At 49.2% G+C, this 17,390-nt stretch carries 14 protein-coding genes and 1 tRNA gene; 5 read left to right on the top strand and 10 right to left on the bottom strand.

Annotated elements, in window-relative coordinates; translation table 11 throughout:
- Positions 1-122 precede the first annotated feature (122 nt).
- Positions 123-1,289 (bottom strand): DUF418 domain-containing protein, encoded by a 1,167-nt coding sequence (locus E4T81_RS09015; RefSeq protein WP_209308178.1) that lies wholly within the window; start codon positions 1,287-1,289, stop codon positions 123-125.
- Between the two features lie 114 nt (positions 1,290-1,403).
- Here E4T81_RS09015 and E4T81_RS09020 point away from each other — a divergent pair, with 114 nt between their 5' ends.
- A complete protein-coding gene (locus E4T81_RS09020; protein ID WP_135043743.1) occupies positions 1,404-2,006 on the top strand; it encodes an HAD family phosphatase in 603 nt (200 codons plus the stop codon).
- Positions 2,007-2,021: 15 nt separating this feature from the next.
- Positions 2,022-2,675, top strand: a complete 654-nt coding sequence (gene upp, locus E4T81_RS09025; protein WP_135043746.1) for a uracil phosphoribosyltransferase — start codon at positions 2,022-2,024, stop codon at positions 2,673-2,675.
- Between the two features lie 27 nt (positions 2,676-2,702).
- On the opposite strand, the gene E4T81_RS09030 is transcribed toward upp, so the two are convergent.
- The 7 genes from E4T81_RS09030 to E4T81_RS09060 all read right to left on the bottom strand — a co-directional run bounded on the left by E4T81_RS09030 (position 2,703) and on the right by E4T81_RS09060 (position 12,139).
- Positions 2,703-3,239, bottom strand: a complete 537-nt coding sequence (locus E4T81_RS09030) for a 4'-phosphopantetheinyl transferase superfamily protein (RefSeq protein WP_135043749.1) — start codon at positions 3,237-3,239, stop codon at positions 2,703-2,705.
- Complete coding sequence (locus E4T81_RS09035; protein WP_135043752.1) at positions 3,236-3,817, bottom strand: hypothetical protein; 582 nt, start codon at positions 3,815-3,817, stop codon at positions 3,236-3,238. The genes E4T81_RS09030 and E4T81_RS09035 overlap by 4 nt, the downstream gene beginning before the upstream one ends.
- A 14-nt stretch (positions 3,818-3,831) precedes the next feature.
- Complete coding sequence (gene gldE, locus E4T81_RS09040) at positions 3,832-5,151, bottom strand: gliding motility-associated protein GldE (RefSeq protein ID WP_135043755.1); 1,320 nt, start codon at positions 5,149-5,151, stop codon at positions 3,832-3,834.
- A gap of 147 nt (positions 5,152-5,298) precedes the next feature.
- Complete coding sequence (gene rpiB / locus E4T81_RS09045; protein ID WP_135043758.1) at positions 5,299-5,751, bottom strand: ribose 5-phosphate isomerase B; 453 nt, start codon at positions 5,749-5,751, stop codon at positions 5,299-5,301.
- Between the two features lie 43 nt (positions 5,752-5,794).
- Positions 5,795-7,624 carry an ABC transporter ATP-binding protein gene (locus tag E4T81_RS09050; protein ID WP_135043761.1) on the bottom strand — a complete coding sequence of 610 codons (1,830 nt, stop codon included), beginning with the start codon at positions 7,622-7,624 and terminating at the stop codon, positions 5,795-5,797.
- A gap of 86 nt (positions 7,625-7,710) precedes the next feature.
- Entirely contained in the window at positions 7,711-8,748 is a 1,038-nt protein-coding gene (locus E4T81_RS09055) for a fimbrillin family protein (RefSeq protein WP_135043764.1), read from the bottom strand.
- A gap of 268 nt (positions 8,749-9,016) precedes the next feature.
- Positions 9,017-12,139, bottom strand: a complete 3,123-nt coding sequence (locus E4T81_RS09060) for a glycoside hydrolase family 2 TIM barrel-domain containing protein (protein WP_135043767.1) — start codon at positions 12,137-12,139, stop codon at positions 9,017-9,019.
- A gap of 334 nt (positions 12,140-12,473) precedes the next feature.
- Between E4T81_RS09060 and E4T81_RS09065 the strand changes: the two genes are divergently transcribed.
- Positions 12,474-12,965: an RNA polymerase sigma factor gene (locus E4T81_RS09065; protein WP_167761813.1), complete on the top strand. Its 492-nt coding sequence runs from the start codon at positions 12,474-12,476 to the stop codon at positions 12,963-12,965.
- Positions 12,966-12,968: 3 nt separating this feature from the next.
- On the top strand, positions 12,969-13,520 hold the full coding sequence (locus E4T81_RS09070; RefSeq protein WP_135043773.1) for a hypothetical protein: 552 nt from the start codon (positions 12,969-12,971) through the stop codon (positions 13,518-13,520).
- A 229-nt stretch (positions 13,521-13,749) separates the two neighbouring features.
- Here E4T81_RS09070 and E4T81_RS09075 read toward each other — a convergent pair whose 3' ends face one another.
- Both E4T81_RS09075 and E4T81_RS09080 read right to left on the bottom strand, forming a co-directional pair.
- Entirely contained in the window at positions 13,750-14,886 is a 1,137-nt protein-coding gene (locus E4T81_RS09075) for a Fic family protein (protein WP_135043775.1), read from the bottom strand.
- A gap of 245 nt (positions 14,887-15,131) precedes the next feature.
- Positions 15,132-15,213 (bottom strand) — tRNA-Leu (locus E4T81_RS09080).
- A 206-nt stretch (positions 15,214-15,419) separates the two neighbouring features.
- Here E4T81_RS09080 and E4T81_RS09085 point away from each other — a divergent pair.
- Entirely contained in the window at positions 15,420-17,210 is a 1,791-nt protein-coding gene (locus tag E4T81_RS09085; protein ID WP_135043777.1) for a T9SS type A sorting domain-containing protein, read from the top strand.
- Positions 17,211-17,390 lie beyond the last annotated feature (180 nt).

Consider the following 17,390-nt stretch of genomic DNA (forward strand, 5'->3'; position numbering starts at 1 on the left):
ATAATTTCCAGGTATTATCCGAACTGCTGTGGCTTTGAGGGAGAGGTCTATTGTACTGTCTTTTGTCTCGGTTAAGTGTGGACAAGCCCCGGCATATTCCGTAATTGTGCATGGCGGGAGGGTTAGAGCCAGGTGAGGCGTTTCCAAAGCCATTCGAGCGGGCCCTGCCTGTGGGATGCGAGCCAGCGGCGGCTGAATGTAAGCTGCAGAGCGAATATGGCGAATCCTATAAGCAGACAGGCTGTGGCTCCCGTTGTGCGGTATAAGCCCAGTCCGCAGTTATAGTATATGGCGACTCCTATGATGGACTGGCTGATGTAGTTGGTGAGGCTCATCCTGCCGTAGGGGGTCAGGCATTGTTGCCATCTGTAGCCTTTTCCGGCGCGGAACCAGCAAAGCACAAATACCGAAACGAGTATTGTCATGCTCGCCACGTTGAATATGCGTCCTGCCGCGACATTATAAAATGCTTTGACCGTGACATTGTGGATGTGGGGAGGAACAAGCTCGCGAAGCAGATACAGGGGTATCGCCGCCAAGATTGCTGTCAACAGGGCTTTGCGCCAGAACATGGTGCTGCTTTGAGAGCAAATGAAGAGGTTTTTCCGACCGATAACCATCCCGATCATGAACAGAGCCGGGGTAAGAGACAGCCTTCCTGCCTCTACCTGCCATATGTTGCTGTAAAGTATTCCGTCACGAAGGTTGCTCCAGAGGGTGTCGGCGAGGTTGCCGTGCATCCCGGCGTTGGTCGCCGCAATCGCATAGGGCATGAACATGTTGTTGGTGTCGATATATTCAGGATTGCAAAGGGCATAAATTATTTTCCCCCACGCGTAGGGCTGCGCCATGAGCAGGGCTGACAATATGACAAGTGTGCGGTTGCTCCAGCTGCTTGCCGGGATAAGCAGCAGTCCGCAAGCGGCATATAGTAAGAGTATGTCGCCATTATAGAATAACGAATGAAGCATGGCAAAGCCTGCGAGTAGAAACATTCGCCACGCAAATCTCATGCGGAAGTCACATCCACGTGCCCGCGCGTTGCGCAATTGAACGAAAAAACTGAATCCGAACAGCAGCGAGAATGTAGCGTAGGCATTTCCCGACAGGGTAAGGAAAGTGGCGTCCCATGCGATATGGTCAAGCCATTTCAGCCATTCCGGCAGATTCTCCGGAAGGAAGTAGAGATTGTAATGCTCGATGTTGTGCAGCAGGACTATAGCGAGCAATGCGAATCCGCGCAGTGAGTCCACGACATTCAGGCGCGATGTCAAGGCGGTAGATGATATTTTTTCCATATGCATTTTGCAAATATATATAATTCCCGGAATAAAGAGGCGGGTAGTGTGGTAAAATGCCGGGAGGCAGGTTGATATTAGCGGATTTTTTATTAAGTTTGTGTCATGGTAAAGAATCTATTGTTTGATCTGGGCGGTGTGATTATGGATATACGCCGCGAAAATTGTGAGCAGGCGTTCCGTGAGCTCGGGATGGACAGTATCGGTGACTATCTGGGCGACTACGGACAGAAAGGCCCTTTTGCCGCGCTTGAGGAAGGAAAGATTACAGAGCGCGAGTTTCACGACGAGGTAAGAGCTCTGATAGCCCGCGATGTTACCGACGAGGAGATTGACCTTGCGTTCAATCGCTTTCTTACCGGAATACCTGTAAGACGCCTTGAGGAGCTGCGTCGGCTGAGGAAGGAATATAAGATTTATCTGCTGTCCAATACCAACTCCATAATGTGGCGTCAGGACATCGCGCGCTATTTCCGTCAGGAAGGCATGGAGCTGGATGATTACTTTGACGGCACGGTCACTTCCTTTGAGGCAAAGTGCTGCAAGCCTGAGGAGGCTATATTCCGTCTCGTGGTCGAGAAGTTTGGCATAGAGCCGGGTGAGACTGTCTTTTTTGACGACTCGAAGGCAAATGTCGAAGCGGCAGGGAAGCTTGGCTTCGGAACGCGTCATGTCGCTCCCGGAATGGAATTTTATGAAATATTGTGATAACACTGACTTATAATGAAAATAGTTAATTTTGACGAGCATCCTTCCATCATCAGCCAGTACATGATGGAGCTGCGAAATGTCGACATACAGCATGACATGCTGCGTTTCCGCCGTAATCTGGAGCGTATCGGCGAGCTTATGGCTTATGAGATAAGCAAGACGTTTGAATATAAGAAAGTAGACATAGTGACCCCGCTTGCACCGGCGACGTGTGATGTGGTTGCCGATGATGTGGTGCTTGGCACGATTTTCCGCGCGGGAGTGCCTTTTCATCTCGGTTTTCTCAATGTGCTCGACAAGAGCGAGAATGCGTTTGTCTCCGCCTACAGAAAGTATAAGGAGAAGGAAAATTTTGATGTATTCATCGAGTATATCGCTTCTCCGAGGCTTGATGGCAAGACTCTTGTCCTCGTTGACCCGATGCTTGCCACGGGCGCCTCGATGGAGCTTAGCTACAAGGCATTGCTGACAAAGGGTGAGCCGGCAAAGATACATGTTGCCTCTGTCATAGCGTCGCAGGCGGCTATAGACTACGTTAAGTCTACCTTCCCTGACGACAAGACGACTGTATGGGTAGGTGCCGTTGACCCGGAAATCAACTCTCACAGCTATATAGTGCCGGGCCTTGGCGATGCCGGGGATCTCGCTTACGGCATCAAGGATTAGGCGATGCCGGGGATCTCGCTTACGACATCAAGGATTAGGCGAGGCGGCGGTAAGGCGGGCGTTGCCTGTCGTTACCGACTCGACCCGATAGGTTGTGCCTGCGATTGTGGTTGTGTCGGAGCCGAGGGCTGGTAGTGTCACTCCATTGGCGAAGTCTATGCCGGCTATGCCTACCGCTTTGTACAAAGCTTCTTTCATGGTCCAGGCAGTCAACAGGTCGTCGTCGGTAGTAAACCGCCGGCTCTCTTCCTCAGAAAGAAATTTGCGCGTCACTCTGCGAAGGGTGGCGCGTGGTGTTTCTATATCTATGCCTATGCGGCTGTCACCGCCTACGCCGACCGCCGCCATGCCCTTGCAGTGGGAAATCGAAATCTCGCGTTTAAATCCCTCGATATAGGGCGAACCGTCGTCGTGATGACATAACTTACAGTCGGCACCGGCAATCTCGGTCAGGATGCGGTTTACGGCGCTTTTCTGACCGATGAGCTGACCGGCTGCGCTCTCTTCATCCGTGAACCGGGTCACATACACGTCAATCCCGGCAATCTGCACTCTTTCGGTCATTGTCTTGCTATATGTTTTGCCGTATACAGTAAATCTTCTTTGACCGCCGCCACTACAGGCATTATCTCTTCGCGGGTAGCTGTCGGCGATGCTATTTCCAGCACGCCCGACATGGTGAATGTGGCGCTGTCGGTCGACAGTATCTGCAGTGGTGTAACAGTCGCCCCGGGCGTGACAAATATTGTCGACGCTATCCCCTCCGGTGTCCGGAGTTCGATTATCTCAGTTGTGTTTCCGCCTGAATTAAGCGACATTCTTGTAAGGCGGTTGTCGACCGACTCCTTTACGTCACGGGCGCTGCCGGAGGTTATCGTGTAGCGCAGGGTGGCGCGGTATCTCGGATAAGAGAGATTTATCCATTGGCTGTTGCCGCTGTTGCGGGTCACTTCGCTTATAGCACCCTTGTTTACGGGGACTACCAATCCACCGGCGGCGGTTATCGAGTCATATGCCGCCTCATAGGTCTCTATGCGCGGATAGGCTTCCGGCCGCGGCACAGGGTTGTCGGTCGGCTTGCGGCATGCCGCCGTGGTCAACATGATTGCCATCGCCATCAGTAGGGTGATGCGGCTTGTCATTGCTTCAGTGGGGTTTATTTTTCAGTGACTTCCTCTTCGGTCATTACCTTCACTCTCACGCTTGCTATGCGGTGGCGTTCGATTGACAATATCAGGAAGCGGCATTTGCCATAGACTATCGACTCCTTTGACTTGGGGAAGTCGCCTTTTATGGCGAGAAGCATTCCGGCAAGGGTGTCGCAGTCTTCCGTCACGTCGGAGTAGTCCTCTTCGTTAAGTCCGGTTACGCGGAAGAAGTCGGTGAGCAGTGTCTTGCCCTCAAAGACATAGGTGTCATCGGGAAGGCGTTTATAGGTCACTTCCTCTTCGTCATACTCGTCGTTAATGTCGCCGACTATTTCCTCCAGCACATCCTCAAGTGTCACAAGACCCTGGGTGCCGCCATACTCGTCGACCACTATCGCCATGTGGATGCGGCGGCGGCGGAAGTCTTCAAGCAGGTCGTCAATCATGCGCGATTCGGGCACAAAGTAAGGCTCGCGGACAAGCTTCTGCCATTCAAAGCTTTCATCGGTCTTGCCTATGTAGGGGAGCAGGTCGCGGCTGTATAGCACCCCCTTTATGTTGTCATCAGTGTCTTCGTAGACAGGCAGTCGGGAAAATCCACTTGACAGCACGATTTCCATTACCTCGTCAAACGTCGACTTGATGTTTATGTCGGTCATGTCTATGCGGGGCGTCATGATTTCCGATGCCGTGGTGTCGCCAAATTCAAGTATGCCCTCAAGCATCTCTTTCTCTTCCGAAGCCTTGACATCGGTTATCTCAAGAGCCTGGGAAAGGTCGTCGACCGAAATGTTTTCGGCTTTCTTTGTGACGACGCGGTTGACGAGCGACGAGCTTTTGACAAGCATCGAGGATATGGGCGAGAACAACCGGATAGCGAGACCTATGCCGCCAGTCGCCATTTTTGCCCATTTGACAGTGTAGGTGTTGGCATAGAGCTTGGGGAGTATCTCTCCGAAAAGCAATATAAGGAATGTCAGCAGGACACTCTGGAAAATAAAACTGAGAAGCTCGCTGTGAAATTCAAATATGCGGCTGAAAGCAAAGGAGCAGAGGATTACAATCGTCACGTTGACGAGATTGTTGGCAATAAGGATTGTGGCGAGAAGCCTTTCAGGCGCGGAGAGGAACCGGTTGATGACGGGACCTTTCGGAGAGTCTTCGATTTCTTCAATCTGTTGCGGGGTCAGGGAGAAATAGGCGATTTCACTGCCTGATACAAAGCCTGAAATCACCAAAGCGAAGACGGCAAATATAAGCGCGACAATACACCCGAAGTCGGGGGCGTTGACTGTCACGAGATGTTCAATAGCCAGTATTAAGCCCATGCAATCGGGCATGGCTGGCAACGGGTCGATATCCAATTGTAAGTAGATTAGTTAAACAATAGCCGCAAAAAATGCGGCGGTCAATCAATGACCACCGCAAATTTATAAGAAATAGTCTAAAAAAACAAATAATTGGGGAACGGGGTCTTATTTCACGGGCATCTTTTCGATGCGGCGTTCGTGGCGTCCGCCGTCAAATGGAGTGTTAAGGAAAGCGTCTACAATGGCAAGCGCAAGCGTAGGCTCGATGAATCGCGCCGGTAATACGAGCACGTTGGCGTTGTTGTGGGCGCGTGCGAGGCGTGCAAGCTCTACGGTCCAGCAGATAGCCGCGCGTATGCCCTGATGCTTGTTAAGGGTCATGCTGATGCCGTTGCCGCTGCCGCAGATGCCTATGCCGGGATAATCCCGTCCTTCTTCTACCGCAAGCGCGCAGGGGTGGGCAAAATCGGCGTAGTCGCAACTCTCTTCACTGAAACATCCAAAGTCCTCTGATTCGATTCCCTGAGAGAGCAGGTAGCCCTCTACAATGCTTTTAAGCTCATAGCCGGCATGGTCGCTACAGATGGCGAGTTTTTTTCCGGGTTCAATAATTGACATGATTTGTAAGAATTAGTGTAATTATAATATGAGAATGATGTCATCAAAATTTCTGCATGTCGACAAGACGTTTGTAGTATCCGTCTTTTGCTAAAAGCTCATCATGAGTGCCTGCCTCCACGATGCGTCCTTCGTTCATGACACATATCATGTCGGCGTTCTTTATCGTGGAGAGGCGGTGGGCTATCACGATTGTGGTACGGTCCTTCATGAGGCGGTCGAGTGCGGTCTGGACCACTTTTTCGTTTTCGCTGTCGAGCGCTGAGGTGGCTTCGTCAAGGATAAGAATCGGCGGATTTTTCAGGATTGCACGGGCTATGGAAAGCCTCTGCCGCTGTCCGCCCGACAGGCGGCATCCGCGGTCGCCTATGTTGGTGTCATAGCCGTTTTCCGACGCCATGATAAAATCATGGGCGTTGGCTATCTTGGCTGCTTCGACCACCTGTTCCATAGTCGCTTCATTTACTCCGAAGGTTATGTTGTTGTAGAAGGAGTCGTTAAACAATATCGCTTCCTGGTTGACATTGCCCATGAACGAGCGGAGGTCTTTTACCTTCAGGTCCTTTATGTTTATGCCGTCAATGGCGATTTCACCGTCGGCGATGTCGTAAAATCTGGGAAGAAGGTCGGCAAGGGTGGATTTGCCCGAGCCGCTCTGACCTACAATCGCCACTGTCGCTCCTGCCGGCACGTGGAGCGACACGTCCTTCAGCACCTTGACATTGTTATTGTAGGAAAAGCTTACATCCTTGTAGTCGATTTCGCCCTTCAATGACTCTACCTTTATCGGCTTTTCCGGGTCGCGGATGGTGTTTACCGCGCCAAGTATGCGGTCGACACGTTCCATCGAGGCAAGACCTTTCTGGATGGCATACATAGCCTTGGAAAGCTCTTTTGCCGGATTGATGATGCTGTAGAATATCACCATGTAGTAGATAAACGACGCCGCGTTGATCGATGACACCCCGGTGAGAATCAGTGTGCCGCCAAACCAAAGCACTATGGCGATTGTCAGAGTGCCGAGAAACTCGCTCATGGGGTGGGCGAGCGACTGGCGCCGGGCGATGCGGTTGCTTATGCGGTAAAAAGTCTGGTTTTCGCGATGGAAGCGGTAGCGCACCTTTTCCTCGGCGTTGAACGCCTTGATGATGCGGAGTCCGCCGAGAGTCTCCTCGATGTTTGACATCAGTGTTCCCCATTGATTCTGTGCTTCAAGCGACTGGCGTTTAAGCCTCTTGCCTATGCGCCCCATGACAAGCCCGGCAAGCGGCAGGAGGATAAACACGAATATCGTGAGCTGCCACGAGATGATTATCATCATGGAGAGGCAGACGATTATCATTATGGGGTTTTTGAAAAACATGTCGAGCGATGACATGATTGAGTTTTCAATTTCCGCGACATCGCCTGTCATGCGAGCCATCACGTCGCCTTTATGGGCGTCGGTGAAAAAGGAGATGGGCAGTTGCAGGATTTTGTCATACATGTAGTTGCGTATGTCGCGCACTATGCCCGAGCGCATTGGGATGATGAAGTAGGAGCTGAGGAAGGTAGTGCCGGTCTTGAGTCCGGTCATCACTACGAGCAGGGCGGAGAGCGCGGCAAGCGCACCTGACGGTCCCCAGTCGGCTATCATTACCTGGGTGTAATAGTAAAAGTTGTTGATTGCTACGTCTTTTATTGACGCGCTTCCTACGGGCATAAATGCGTAATGGGCTTCCTTTATGCCAAAAAGCATCTCCAATATGGGGATAATCACTGCAAAGGAGAACAGGGTCAGGATTGCAGCGAGTATGTTGAAGAAGATGTTAAGCGCAAGGTTTACCTTGTAGGGAGGTACAAAGCGCTTTATAATCTTAAAAAAGTCTTTCATGCCACAAAGGTAATGAAAAATCATAACAATCGTGGCGGGGACTCAAACAATTACAATATTTCTGCGCGTGATGAAGGGTGGTGTAGTTACATTGATTCGGTGTGGGATGAGAATGCGATGGGGAGCATTGTGCCTCCGGCAACGGGTATTCCGCTTATGCCTCCGGCACCGAAGTTGACTGAATAAATGTAGCGGCATCCCGGTTGCCAGTTGATGCTGACCGGAATGTGTAGTTCGCCGAAAGTAACGCTTCCGTCAGGATTTTGTTCGCCGATGAGCATTTCGTCGGTTGGCTGTACGCCTTTAGACGGGTCGGCGAGGTGCCACACGGCACAACGGAATGTGATGCAAGTGCCGTCGGTATAGCCGGCAGCTTCGGTGGCGTTGTCCTGCGACTGCGGGATGAGGTGCATAACTGCTTCTTCGCCAATGCTTTCTTCGTGGCTCATGATTGTTTTTGCAGGGAAAGAGGCTGTCGATTTCATAGGCGAGCTTGCGCTGACATCCCATGATGCCTGTCGGCGTCCGGCGGGGAATATGAAGTCGCCGTGCATGTGGACATGGCTGATGGTGACTCCGCTGATTTCTACATGAAGTTCGTCGCTTGAATTTAGTGCGTTAAACGCAATCTCCGATAGCGCGTGGCTGAATGAGACGGGCACACTTCCGTCCTCGGCGGTGCGGTGCATGCTTGTCGCATATTGCAGGGTGGTCTGGGATTTTGCTTCTGTAGGCACGGCAAACATGCACAGGCGGGCGCAGTCCTGCTCGATGTCAAGCACGGGTGAGATGGCGTTGCCGGCGGGTTCGTCATATTTGTAAGCGAAAAAGTCTACATCGCCGTTGTCGGCAGGCCAGAAATGGTTCTTTCCGCGGCTTGTCCATTTTCCGGTAGATATTGCGACCGATTCTTCATTGATGAAAAGTGAGCCGTTATGGCGAGCCGAGATGGTGAACTCGGTTATGTTGTCGTAGCTGGGGGCTGTCGCCTGACGTGACGCATTGTCGGCTGTCACGTCAAAAGTTATTTCATTTGGTGCTTCAGGGGTGTCGAATCCTTCGTCAACTGTGCAAGCTGTCATCATCGCGATTGAAACACTTGCTATAAGGAGCCCTTTTACCATAATGTAGATGAATTAATCGTTGCTAAATTTTCTAAACTAACATTCACTTTTTCTGCATAACAGACAAGGCGGAATTAAGTTCAATAAAAATGCTGTTTTTAACATATTTTTGCTAATTGGCGTTTTGATTTTTTTCTGCCGCTTTTGCTATGTGCTTGTTTCATAGTGTCTTGTCGGGATTGTGTTTAAGTAGAAAAAAAAGCAAAGGGCAGATAGCCTTGTCGATGGCTTCTGCCCTTTTATGGGAAGGGGTCTTAGGGGTAATGTCTTATTTCGCCGGTTCGATGACGAATGTGTAGGTGTATTTACCGGCGGGTAGCCTGTATTGCCGGTGGGGCTTTGCTCCCCAGCTGTTGTCACCGCCCAATCCGCGTTGCGCGAGGTCGACGTTAAGCCATACGTTGTGGCGGGAGTGGCGCACATCGCTGTTGTGCATCTGATGCTTCTTCACTCCCGGGTCAATGTCGGCGGGGGTCACGTCGAGCGCGCTCACATTGAGGGGCTGTGTGCCCGACACTTTGATGCCGAAGCCCGAGGGACCGGTGAGTGTTGCCCAGCGCACGTCAGTGTGGTTGCCTGTCTCTTGCGGGAAAATATAGGGATAGAAAAGGCTGTCGACATCGCTTTTCCAGACACCCATGAATGATGACGTATTGCGGTCGGAATAGTTTTCCCACGGGCCGCGTCCATACCAGGTCAGCGTGTCCATAGAGCGTGGCGCGGGTATCTGCATACCGAAGCGCATCAGCTCCGGGGTGTCGTCGGAGCAGTCCAGGGAGGCGGTCACGGCGAGCCTTCCGTCAGGCATTACCGTGTATATCACGGTATAGTCGGCATTTACATCGGGAAGCCGGTAGCGTGAAGTCACTGTCGGTAGAGGATTGTTGGGGGAGAATGTCACTTCTTTCACCTTTTTGTTGTCGGCTGCACATCTCCATGCGTTTAGTCTGATATGTTCGCCGCTGCCTCTGTCGTTGTCGGTGGGGGCACGCCAGAATGACGGACGGGGAGTGCCGGCAATCAGCTGACGTCCGCCGATTGAATAGCTTCGCAGCTCTCCGGAGCGCTTGTCAATTATGATTCTTGTGTCGTTGGTGCAGTCAAATACCCAGTTGCCGTTTTCTTCTTTCACTTGGGCGGGGGTGCCTCCGTTGTCCTTTATGTCAAATACATTATTTGACTTGATGACAAACTGCTCCCTTGCCACTTCGTGGCCGGCGGGTAGAATGTCGTCGGCGTTACGGGTGAATGTGTAGACCGAGAGGTGATACTCGTTGCCATCCTCCGTGTCGAGTGCCGGAAATCCTTTTATCTTTACTTTTTTGCTCTTTCCGGCAGGAAGGCTTACGGGGATGTCGCCTGAAGCCACGGGCTCGCCGTTTTTCAGGAGTTGCCACCGGAAGTCGTAATCTCCGAGGTCGCGGTATAGGAAGTGGTTTTCGACGTTAAACTCTCCGTTTGCCGCGTCGGCAGGGGAGAAACGGATGTCCTGATACACTTTCTTGACCTCCATAAGTCCGGGGTGAGGTGTGCGGTCGGGCTGTACGAGTCCGTTGATGCAGAAATTTTCATCGTGGGTATAGTTGTATGCACCGAAGTCGCCGCCATAAGCCCAGTAAGAGTCGCCGTTTTCGTCTTTTGTGAGAAGCCCCTGGTCAACCCAGTCCCAGATGAAGCCGCCCTGCATGTGGGGCGATGAGCGTATTATGTCGAAATATTCCTGAAAGTTGCCGGTTGAATTGCCCATTGCGTGGGCGTACTCACACATTATGTAGGGGCGTCCGGGATTGTCGCGGCGGGCGTAGTCGTTCATGTAGTCGATTGACGGATACATCGGACACACAATATCGGTGTTGGAGGTCTCTCCGGCTTGCTCAAACTGCACGGGGCGGCTGTTGTCACGTGATTTTATCCAGTTGTAGGCAGCGATGAAGTTTTCTCCGTTGCCACATTCGTTGCCCATTGACCAGATAATCACGCTGGGATGATTCTTGTCGCGCTCTACGAGCAGTTTCTGACGGTCGATTATTGCCGGTTGCCACAGAGGTTCGTGGGCGGGATGATTGACGGGATCATACCATCCCTGCAGCGCGGCTCCCATTCCATGGGCTTCGATGTTTGCCTCGTCGACGAGGTATATGCCATATTCGTCGCAGAGGTCATACCATAGCGGGGACTGCGGGTAATGGCTTGTGCGCACCGCGTTTATATTGTGGCGCTTCATAGTGGCGATGTCCTTCATCATGGTTTCGCGGTCGACGACGTGTCCGGTAGTCTCGTTGTGCTCGTGGAGATTTACTCCATGAACCTCAATGGGCTTTCCGTTGATAGTGAGCTTACTTTCGATAATCTCCACTTTGCGGAATCCGATGCGTGCCGAAGTGGCTTCGATAAGCTTGCCGTCACTGTCGGAGAGTGTAAGCAAGAGAGTGTAAAGATAGGGCGTCTCGCCGCTCCATTTATTGACATTTTTTATCGTGGCATCCATGTTGACCGGAATGGTCTCGTGGGCGGGGAGCGACGCGGAGCGCGAGATGGATTTTATTTTCTTGCCCGCTTTGTCATAGATAGATGCCTCGATGACTGCCGGGACAGGGGTGTCGGCGAGGTTGCTCAGCTCTACTTCGAGATTGAGCCTGCCGTCGCGGTAGGTGCCGTCAAGACCGGCATCGGCAAAGAAGTCAAGAATGCGCTGCGGAGCCGTGGAGTATAGGTACACGTCGCGGTCGATGCCCGACAGGCGCCAGAAATCCTGGTCCTCAAGATAGGAGCCGTCGGTCCAGCGGTACACCTCACATGAAATCCTGTTTTCGCCGGGGATAAGATAAGGAGTGATGTCAAATTCTGCCGGATTCTTCGTGCTCTGCACATATCCGGCTTTTTGTCCGTTTACCCATACATACATGCCTGCGGTGGAACCGTCAAAGTGCAGGAACACCTCTCTCCCTTTCCATGACGAGGGGAGAGTGAAGGTGCGCGTATAGCTGCCTACCGGATTGTCGTCGTGGGGTATATTGGGGATGTCTTTGGGAAATGGATATGCGACATTTGTATATATGGGAGTGCCGTAACCTTGCATTTCCCAGTTGGAGGGTACGGGAATCGAGTCCCATGACGAGTGGTCATAGCCTGGCTTGTAGAAGTCGGCGGGGCGGTCGGCGGGTTTCGGGGAGAACTTGAACGCCCATTTCCCGTTCAGGCTCATGAAATAGGGTGATGACGCGGGATTGCCTTTTATCGCCTGAGCCGTAGTTGCATAAGGAAACGCTGTCGCTCTCGGTGCAAGCCTGCCCTCTGCAAATACAGCGGGGTTTTCCCAATCGTTGACGGCGGCTGTCACACTTGCCGTAGCAATTGCCGTGACAAGAATAAGTGATGAAAGTCTGTACATCTTAGATTCTATTTTTTGTGTAATTATGGGTTATTAGGGTTATTACCGTAAAATTACGAAATAAAATCAATAAAACCCTCAAAAGTCAGATGCAAAAAACATCCCCCCAGACTTGCGTGCATAACACCTCCACCCGTAGATACACGATTCTTGACTCAACAACTCAAGGGTATATGCCTGACGGTAAGAGTGCATGTATTATTCCCTGATATTGAATGTGTAGTCGCTTGATTATTATTATCTTTGTTTGACGGGATGAAAAAAAATTGCGTCGATGAAACTTTTGGGGCTAAATATGCACCTAACGAGGCAAAGCAAACAAAACAAACGAAGTATGACAGACCCACCAACAAACGAAAGGGATTTTGCCTCGCTTGTGAAGCAGCACTCCCGAATTATCAACAAGGTCAGCTATTTTTATGCTACTGACAGCTTGCCGTTTGATGACCTGCGACAAGAAATCTATGTTAACATCTGGCTGGGATTAAGCCAATTCCGGGGCGACAGCAAAATGTCAACATGGATTTATCGGGTAGCTGTAAACTCGGCACTAATGGCATTGCGTTCGTCAAGACCAAAAATCGAAACTGTGTCGCTTGATTTCGGACTGCTTGATCGCACAACTGAAATTGACGATACGCAGCGAGAGAATCTTCAGGCGCTGCGCTCGCTGATTAACCGACTTGAAGATATGGAGAAAGCAATAATCCTCCTATGGCTCGATGAATATTCCTACGATGAAATAGCCGATACCCTCGGACTGAAACGCAACACGGTTGCAGTTAAAATCCACCGCATTAAAGAAAAACTCTCAAAACAGATATAACACATGCAACTCGACGAACTCAGAAAAAGTATGTCAACGCTTGAGCAGGTGCTCGCCAAGACAAATGCCGATATAAAGATAAACCTGTCTGTCGCACAGTCTGCACAGGCGAAGCTACTCAAAAAATTCCGTCAAGAATTCACTGTGTTGCTGATTTTAGCGGTTATCTTTGCCGCCGCGGCAATCGGTAACGTCAATCCGCTTTCATTTCCTCTCTATCTGAAAATATACCTGTCATCTTTACTTGCTGTCGGTGCAATATGGTACATTTATTTGTACCGTAAATTAAAGGGCATCAACATTGCTACACTCGCGCCAAGTCAACTCTTCTCCGGGACTGCAAATATAAAACTGCTTATACTGTCAGGAGAGATATTCTTCGGTGCCGGCTTTGTAGTCCTCTTCACTCTTCTTTTTCCTAATGCATGGCATTACAATCGGGTAGCTTTTTGGGCGATGGCTGTGGCTCTTTTGATTGTCATCATATACAGCATTGTTCACTACTATCCAAAATACATTAAGCTATTCCGCGACCTTAATTCCATAAAAGAATAGCGGCTGCAATCATCTGAGCCTTTTGGATAAAATGATGACTGAGGCCGACTGTGGATGGCTTAATTAGGCAATGGCAGGAAAAGAAACTGAGGACTCTCGCGATGAGAATCCTCAGTTCAGTACCCCCAACCGTGCCGTGTTAGAACCAATTTTGGCTGACCTCGACCGATTGTGGGAAATGCGTCACTGGATGCCCGAACCTATAATTTGTAAAACTAATATTAATGGTTTAGTCAAACAGTGATAGATAGGATTTGCAAACATATAATCGGTTTCGGCTTTGACCTGTAACCTCTAACAATAAATTATCTTTTGTCATCATCTTGACAAGCGTATTTGCCGAATTATATGTTATATCACAAATAGCCGCGGCATCGTCAATAGTTATATAGGGATTTTTCATAAGCCTATGAAGCAATCTAATAGCATTAGTAGAGCGACTACGGTAAGAGAATCGTATTAAATCCTCTGCATCGCTCTTAAATCGCAATATTGAGGACAATGTTTCGACTGCTTTAGTCGCGGTTTGTTCAATACCCACAAGGAAGTATTTTATCCACTGCGTCATATCATTTTTTGTGCGAATAGAAGAGAGATTGTCATAATAAAGATCTTTTGGATTCTCGAAAAATGTAGAAAGGTAAAGCAATGGCATATCCAAAACTTTTTCTTTGACAAGAAACAAGGTAATCAATAAACGGCCGATACGTCCGTTGCCATCTAAAAATGGGTGTATAGTTTCAAATTGATAATGAGCTATAGCTATTTTCAACAAAGAAGGGAGATGAATTTGATTATTGTTAAGGAATTTCTCAAGATCTCCCATTAGTTCTCCAATGAGTTGATGAGTGGGGGGGATAAACTTAGCGTCAGCAAGAGATTTACCACCAATCCAATTCTGACTTGTTCGGAACTCTCCAGGAAGTTTGTGTTCACCACGAACGCTATCTAACAATAGTTTATGAGTATTACGAATTAGTCTGCTTGAAATGGGGAGCGTCTCCAAACTTTTGATAGCTTCATTTATTGCTTTTATATAGTTTTGAACTTCTTTCCAATCATCTCTTCTTTCAAACTTGATTTCTGCTTCAGGAAGTAGCGCTTCATCCATCCTTGTTTGAGTGCCTTCAATGCGGCTTGAAACAACAGCTTCTTTAGTTACATGTAGCTGTATGAATAAATCTATATTTGGAACAAGTTTGGAAAACGAATTTAGCTCGCCTAATTTTAAAGCTGCTTTCTCTAATAAATGGTTGATTGTAGAATTGTTCCATGTCCAATCTTGATTAATATAGTTAGGTACAAAGTACTTATAACCATATCCATCTTCGTAGTGTCCAGCATTAAATGTCTCTAAACTTATCATATCGCTAGTTTTCTACAAAATTACAATAAAAATTTGGTTATCTCAAATTTTAACAAAAAAATGAAATAACAAAATTCTTATTTCATTTTTTGGAGGAATGCAAAAATCTAACGAATATGATTGTTGAAAGAATATAGAACCGACTCATATAACAAGGCATTGAAACTTATCTATGATCAGACCAATGAGTTAAGAGGAATGGAAAAAGAAACTGAGGACTCTCGTAGTGAGAATCCTCAGTTCTGTACCCAGACCCGGGATCGAACCGGGATGGATTGCTCCACTGGTGTTTGAGACCAGCGCGTCTACCGATTCCGCCATCTGGGCTTTTGCGAGGGCAAAGGTAATTACTTTTTCTTTTATGTGCAAATATTTGGGTTTAAATTGCAGAATATGAGATTTTGGCTGTAATTATTGAAAAATAATTGTATGATAATTTGTTTTATGTGATAAGTTTGATTACATTTGAGCGCAAACCAAATCAAGTATCTTGCTGAAACACATTTAATAATAACCAAAATAACATTTCTCGTATGAAAAAGAACTTAGTAGTAGCGTTGGTCATGGTATTTGCGGGCTTGTGTGCCCATGCCGTCAATTACGTGACGGCAACTCATAAAGAAGGTAAATATACTATAAAAATTAATCTTGATAAGGCGTATGCCGGCAAGACGACATATCTTGAAATGTCGGTATATGAGGACTTTGGCAGAGTTAGAAGCATGAAAATCTCCCCTGCCGAACTTAACGCAGGGGAAGTGAGGACACGGACTTTTTCCGATTCTGCGCTGCCGGAGGGCGATTACTATTGGCGCATATGTATTTATTCAGCGGATAAAGATGGTTCAAAGTGGATATATCCCGGAGAGACCGACATGCAGACGCTGCATATGACAGGCGAGCCCACTAAATACAATATGCAAGCCGACGATACGGAGTTTGAACCGGCGGAGTTTGACGACGGTACCAGGCTTGAGCTGTCGTCGGTGTGGCTCCGGTCAAGTGTGCTTGGCAATCACCCTTACCCGGGTGTCGACCTTCCGGGTCTTGACAATAAGCGTACGATTGTGTATAACCATGGCGTATATGTAAAAGATGGTGTCATATACCTGTGCAGGGGCAGCTTTATGTCGGCGGGTTGGGCAAGCGACCCTACACGTGTGTGGCTGTTACGTTATGACCTTGCGACCGGCGAGGAGTTGCCGATGCTCCGCGTGTATGCTCCGGGCGGAAATGCTTATCCTGATGCTCTTGTGATGCCGAGGATTCATGTTGACAGTGACGGGACGCTTTATTTCACGACATATCAGGTAGCCATCAGTCCGAAGAGAATGACCATGTATACGGTTGACCTTTCCGACGTTACGCCTGAGACTACCTCTGTAGTGGCACGCGAGGCAATATCACTGGAGAGAAAGAAAGGTGATATGCCCGAATTATTTGCCGTTAAAGGAAGCATACTAAGCGGTGATTATGAAATATGGGGTTATTCCGACAACGAAAGTGATATGGATAATATGGATTATACCGACTGGCATGTCGTAAGATGGAAGGTAAGAGGCGGTGTTGCGACTGAGGAGTGGAGCATCCTGCCTAAAACCGTGTCACCGACAAAAGCGTCATTCCGCGTCAAGTTATATCCTGTAGGTGACGATTGTTTTTATGTGTGTGGCTGCAGCATGTATGGCGAATTGATTTTCCCGGCTCTTTACCGTTTTAATGTAAAGGCGGAAGCCGAGTTGCTGAGCAGTTACACTGACGAGGCGATGCTTCCCGAGGAGGCTGAGCCGCAGGCCAGTGGACTCGCAATGCCTATCATCGCCGGCAAGCAGCTGCTTGTCTATGGCATACACGCTGCCGGCAATCCCGAGGCGACGGCTGCGAGGATTGTGTCTACACCGTCTTTGACTGCTGGCTTCGACACTCATAAGATACTCTGGTGTCCGGGTGATTCCAAAGGGTTTTCTACCAATGACATGCAAGGTCTTGACGCTAAATATATCCCTGACGACAGTGAAAACACCGGTGGCATTCTGGTGTTGTTCCTTGGCAACGGTGCGCTCGGGGTGTATCGCGTCAATGTCACGTCTCCAACTGTCTCGATCAATCAGCCGGGCGTCGCGCCCGTTGCAGTGACCTACGACGGCAGTTATGTGAACCTCGGCGTAAAAGTGGCGGGTGCCGGAGTCTATGACATGCAGGGCCGTCGTATCGCTGCCGTGACTGATGTCGCCGACCGTATTTTCACCGGCTCGCTTGACAAGGGAGTGTATATCGTGAAGTCGGGAGACAATAAGCAAACTATGAAATTAATCGTGTATTGATAATTTGGGTGATAATTGTCGGCTTCCGGCGGTCATATTGCTTCGCTTTTGATAGCGGCAGGGTGGCTGCCGGTTGCATTTTTGCTCAAAAATATGTTATATAGCACATTTTTGCGTCGAGTGTGCCATAGGTTAAGGTTGTGTTAAAATGTGTTGTCGAAGCAAATCTTTTATTATATT

Source organism: Barnesiella sp. WM24, assembly GCF_004570975.1.
Taxonomy (GTDB): domain Bacteria; phylum Bacteroidota; class Bacteroidia; order Bacteroidales; family Muribaculaceae; genus Muribaculum.

Bases quoted from the DNA above. Each gene is read 5' to 3' on its own strand.
- E4T81_RS09030 (WP_135043749.1), bottom strand. From the start codon at position 3,239: ATGACCGAAAGAGTGCAGATTGCCGGGATTGACGTGTATGTGACCCGG.
- E4T81_RS09055 (WP_135043764.1), bottom strand. From the start codon at position 8,748: ATGGTAAAAGGGCTCCTTATAGCAAGTGTTTCAATCGCGATGATGACA.
- E4T81_RS09050 (WP_135043761.1), bottom strand. From the start codon at position 7,624: ATGAAAGACTTTTTTAAGATTATAAAGCGCTTTGTACCTCCCTACAAG.
- gldE (WP_135043755.1), bottom strand. From the start codon at position 5,151: ATGGGCTTAATACTGGCTATTGAACATCTCGTGACAGTCAACGCCCCC.
- E4T81_RS09060 (WP_135043767.1), bottom strand. From the start codon at position 12,139: ATGTACAGACTTTCATCACTTATTCTTGTCACGGCAATTGCTACGGCA.
- rpiB (WP_135043758.1), bottom strand. From the start codon at position 5,751: ATGTCAATTATTGAACCCGGAAAAAAACTCGCCATCTGTAGCGACCAT.
- E4T81_RS09035 (WP_135043752.1), bottom strand. From the start codon at position 3,817: ATGACAAGCCGCATCACCCTACTGATGGCGATGGCAATCATGTTGACC.
- E4T81_RS09085 (WP_135043777.1), top strand. From the start codon at position 15,420: ATGAAAAAGAACTTAGTAGTAGCGTTGGTCATGGTATTTGCGGGCTTG.
- E4T81_RS09065 (WP_167761813.1), top strand. From the start codon at position 12,474: ATGACAGACCCACCAACAAACGAAAGGGATTTTGCCTCGCTTGTGAAG.
- E4T81_RS09075 (WP_135043775.1), bottom strand. From the start codon at position 14,886: ATGATAAGTTTAGAGACATTTAATGCTGGACACTACGAAGATGGATAT.
- upp (WP_135043746.1), top strand. From the start codon at position 2,022: ATGAAAATAGTTAATTTTGACGAGCATCCTTCCATCATCAGCCAGTAC.
- E4T81_RS09020 (WP_135043743.1), top strand. From the start codon at position 1,404: ATGGTAAAGAATCTATTGTTTGATCTGGGCGGTGTGATTATGGATATA.
- E4T81_RS09070 (WP_135043773.1), top strand. From the start codon at position 12,969: ATGCAACTCGACGAACTCAGAAAAAGTATGTCAACGCTTGAGCAGGTG.